The organism is Streptomyces sp. URMC 127 (assembly GCF_051386535.1).
Taxonomy (GTDB): Bacteria; Actinomycetota; Actinomycetes; order Streptomycetales; family Streptomycetaceae; genus Streptomyces.
Genome location: NZ_JBPQTW010000366.1, coordinates 1 through 3569 on the forward strand (window position 1 = coordinate 1; position 3569 = coordinate 3569).

General features: G+C 73.3%; 4 protein-coding genes. 1 reads left to right on the forward strand and 3 read right to left on the reverse strand.

From position 1 onward, the window contains the following. A partial coding sequence (locus ACSNOH_RS33970) for a serine/threonine-protein kinase (RefSeq protein WP_436725303.1) occupies positions 1 to 910 on the reverse strand: 910 nt, incomplete at its 3' end. A 489-nt stretch (positions 911 to 1399) separates the two neighbouring features. Between ACSNOH_RS33970 and ACSNOH_RS33975 the strand changes: the two genes are divergently transcribed. Further along, complete coding sequence (locus ACSNOH_RS33975) at positions 1400 to 2047, forward strand: TetR family transcriptional regulator (protein WP_436725304.1); 648 nt, start codon at positions 1400 to 1402, stop codon at positions 2045 to 2047. Between the two features lie 252 nt (positions 2048 to 2299). On the opposite strand, the gene ACSNOH_RS33980 is transcribed toward ACSNOH_RS33975, so the two are convergent. Together ACSNOH_RS33980 and ACSNOH_RS33985 are read right to left on the reverse strand one after the other, a co-directional pair. Beyond that, positions 2300 to 2767 carry a nitroreductase family deazaflavin-dependent oxidoreductase gene (locus ACSNOH_RS33980; RefSeq protein ID WP_436725306.1) on the reverse strand — a complete coding sequence of 156 codons (468 nt, stop codon included), beginning with the start codon at positions 2765 to 2767 and terminating at the stop codon, positions 2300 to 2302. 29 nt (positions 2768 to 2796) lie between these two features. After that, the coding region (locus ACSNOH_RS33985; RefSeq protein ID WP_436725305.1) for an acyl-CoA dehydrogenase family protein at positions 2797 to 3569 on the reverse strand (773 nt) is incomplete at its 5' end.

A 3569-nucleotide genomic window follows, 5' to 3' on the forward strand; every position in this document is an offset into this window, starting at 1 on the left:
GCGCGGGCCAGCGGCCCGCGCGGCGCTGCTCGATGAGCGAGACGGCGTTGTCCGGCAGCCAGGCGGAGGCCGTGCCGCTGTCGTCGCCCCCGCCGGAGGCGAAGAGGTGCGGGGCGAGCTCGGCCTGCAGGTCGGCGGGGCTGGGCCGGTGCTCGGCGGCCATCTGCATGCACGAGTCGATCAGGGGCCGCAGCTCGTCGGGCAGGCCGCTCAGGTCGGGGCCCTCGCGGAGCAGCATGAAGACCGTCTCCACGGGGTTGGCGCCGTGGAAGGGGGCGTGGCCGGTGGCGGCGAAGACGAGGGTGGAGCCGAGGGAGAAGATGTCGCTGGAGCCGGTGACGCTGCGGGAGTCGCGGGCCTGCTCGGGCGACATGTAGGCGGGCGTGCCGACGGCGACGTTGGTCATCGTCAGCCGGGTGTTGGAGACGCCGGAGGCGATGCCGAAGTCGATGACGCGCGGGCCGTCCTCCACGACCAGCACGTTCGACGGCTTCAGGTCGCGGTGGACGAGGCCGGCGCCGTGGATGGACTGCAGCGCTTCGGCGATGCCGGCCGCGAGCCAGCGCACGGCCTGCGCGGGCAGGGGCCCGCACTCGTTGACGATCTCCTCCAGGGAGGGCGCGGGCACGTAGGCGGTGGCGAGCCAGGGCACGGCGGCGCGCGGGTCGGCGTCGACGACGGCCGCGGTGTAGAAGCCGCTGACCGCGCGGGCCGCCTCCACCTCACGGGTGAAGCGGACGCGGAAGAGCTGATCCTCGGCGAGCTCCGTGCGCACCGTCTTGATCGCCACCCGCCGGCCGGACGCCGAGCGGGCGAGATAGACCAGCCCCATGCCACCGGCACCGAGTCGGCCGAGCACCTCGAACGGGCCGATCCGTCTCGGGTCGTGCTGCGTAAGCTGCTCCACCACTGACCTGCCACCTCCCCGTCGGGGCTTGAAGGGTTTCAGCCCCGTGCAGCGTCTCACCGCGAATTATCCCGGGGTACGCATGCTGATTCTTCCTGGCGAACGACGCGGTGGCGAAACCGGGTCGCGCTTCACCTTCTCTCCACCACATGCGGAACGACTCGTCCCGCGCCTCCCGACCCCGCTTCCCGTGGGCGGTCCGCCGCTGCCCCCGGGAGCTTCCGCCACGGCCCGCGGGGTGTGTCACGGCTGCCACCGTAGCGGGCGGACGGGGTCTTCCGGAGCACCTGTGGACAATCGTGCGAAGGGTCTCCGGCGAGCGTTGTCCACAGCCTGTTGATAAGAGGATTCACCGGTACGGGCCAATCCCCGGCGATCTTCCCACGGCCTCCCGCATACCGCCTGAGCTGGCCTTACACCCCTCTTCGGACCCCTGCCCCCATTTGCATGCGGCCGAATCGCGCTCCGATCACCCCTCGGTAAGCTGACGGCATGACAGGACAAGTACGCACCGTCGACGGCCGCGTGGCCGGTCGGCGCGGCCAGGCGACGCGGCAGAAGCTGCTCGACTGCCTCAGCGAAATGCTCAGCTCCTCTCCCTACCGCGACGTCAAGGTCATCGACGTCGCCCGCAAGGCCGGCACCTCGCCCGCGACCTTCTACCAGTACTTCCCCGACGTCGAGGGCGCGGTCCTCGAGATCGCCGAGGAGATGGCGAAGGAGGGCGCGAGCCTGACCGAGCTCGTCGCCGGGCGCTCCTGGGTCGGCAAGTCCGGCTGGCAGGCCGCCGAGGAGCTCGTGGACGGCTTCCTCGGCTTCTGGCGCAAGCACGACGCCATCCTCCGGGTGGTCGACCTCGGGGCGGCCGAGGGCGACAAGCGGTTCTACAAGATCCGCATGAAGATCCTCAACGCCGTCACCAGCTCCCTCACGGACTCCGTCAAGGAGCTCCAGGCCAAGTCCAAGGTGGACAAGGACGTCAACCCCGCGGCCGTCGCCGGGTCGCTCGTCGCCATGCTCGCCGCGGTGGCCTCGCACCAGAAGGGCTTCCAGAGCTGGGGCGTGAAGCAGGCCGAGCTCAAGCCGAACCTCGCCCTCCTCGTCCACCTGGGCATCACGGGCAAGAAGCCGACGAGGTAGCGCTCCGGCACCTGTTCCGGCGCCCGCTCCCGCGCTTCGTACGCCTGCGCGTCCGTACCCCTGCACGTCCTGTCATCGCAGCGGCGGGCCCCCACCGGCCGGGCCCGGAGGGGGCCCGCCGCCGTGATTTCCACACCTCTCCGCCGGTTCACCTTTCTGTACGCCGGCGATACCGGCCGGTCACTCCTTACTGCCGGCCTGTCACCGCTACCGGCCCGTCACCGGCGCCGGACCATCACACCGCCGGCCCCTTCACCGCCGCTCCAGCCGGAACAGCCGGATCTCCCGCTCCACGCGCGCCTGGTACCGCGCGTACGGCGGCCAGAACGCCACCACGTCCGCCCACGCGGCCTCCCGCTCGGCGCCGCGCAGCAGCCGTGCCCGCACCGGCACGTCCCGCCCCTTCCAGCTGATCTCCGCCTCGGGGTGCGCCAGCAGGTTCGCCGACCACGCCGGGTGACCCGGGCGCCCGAAATTGCTCCCCACGAGCAGCCACGCGACCGGAGGCGCGGACCTCGGCCCCTCCGGCATGCAGGCGAGCGGAGTGCGCCGCGGCAGCCCCGTACGGGCGCCCGTCGACGTGAGCACCACGCCGGGCAGCAGCCGGGCGCTCAGCAGCGTCCTGCCGCCCGTCAGCCGGTGCACCGCACGGTCCAGGGCCGGGACGCAGTGCGGCGCGATCCTCGCGAACGTACGGGTCGAGGAGACCCGCTGCACCATGCGCTCCACGCGCTTCGCCGCGGCGCCCTTCACGGAGCCACCGCTTCCCGGTCCGCCCGGCCGGCAAACAGTCCGGCGAGCTCCGCGGCCCGGGCCCGCAGCCGCTCCGGCGGGCCGAAGAGCAGGGCGTCCGAAGCAGCCCGTTTGAAGTACAGCTGGACGTCGTGCTCCCACGTCACCCCGATGCCTCCGTGCAACTGGACGGCCTCCGCCGCTACCGCCTGCAGCGTCTCCAGCGCCTGCGCGAGCGCGACTCCCGCGTCCCCCGCGTCTCCCGGATCCCCGCCGGAAGGGCGTGGGCCGCCGTCCGGTGCGGCCGGCCCGGCCCCCGCGGCCCACGCCGCGTAGTAGGCCGCCGAGCGCGCGGCCTGCAGGGACACGTACAGGTCGGCAAGGCGGTGCTTGACGGCCTGGAAGGAGCCGATCGGCCGGCCGAACTGCTCGCGGGCCTGTACGTGTTCGACCGTCCGCTCCAGCGCCCGGTCCGCGGCGCCGACGGCCTCCGCGGCCAGCAGCGCCGCCACGCCCGCACCCAGCCGGGCCAGCGCCTGCGGCACCCCGCTGTCCGGGCCGCCGTTCACATCCCCGTCCGCCTCCCCGAGAAGGACGGCCTGCGCGTCGCGCAGCTCGACGCGGGCCTGCGGCCGCGTCTCGTCCAGCGTGGTCAGGCGCGTACGGCGCACGCCGCGGACGTCGCCGGGCCACAGGACGAACAGCAGCGTGCGGCCCCGCGCGTACCCGCCCGCCCGCGCGGCGACCACCAGCAGCCCCGCGCTGTGCCCGTCGAGGACCTGCCCCGCCT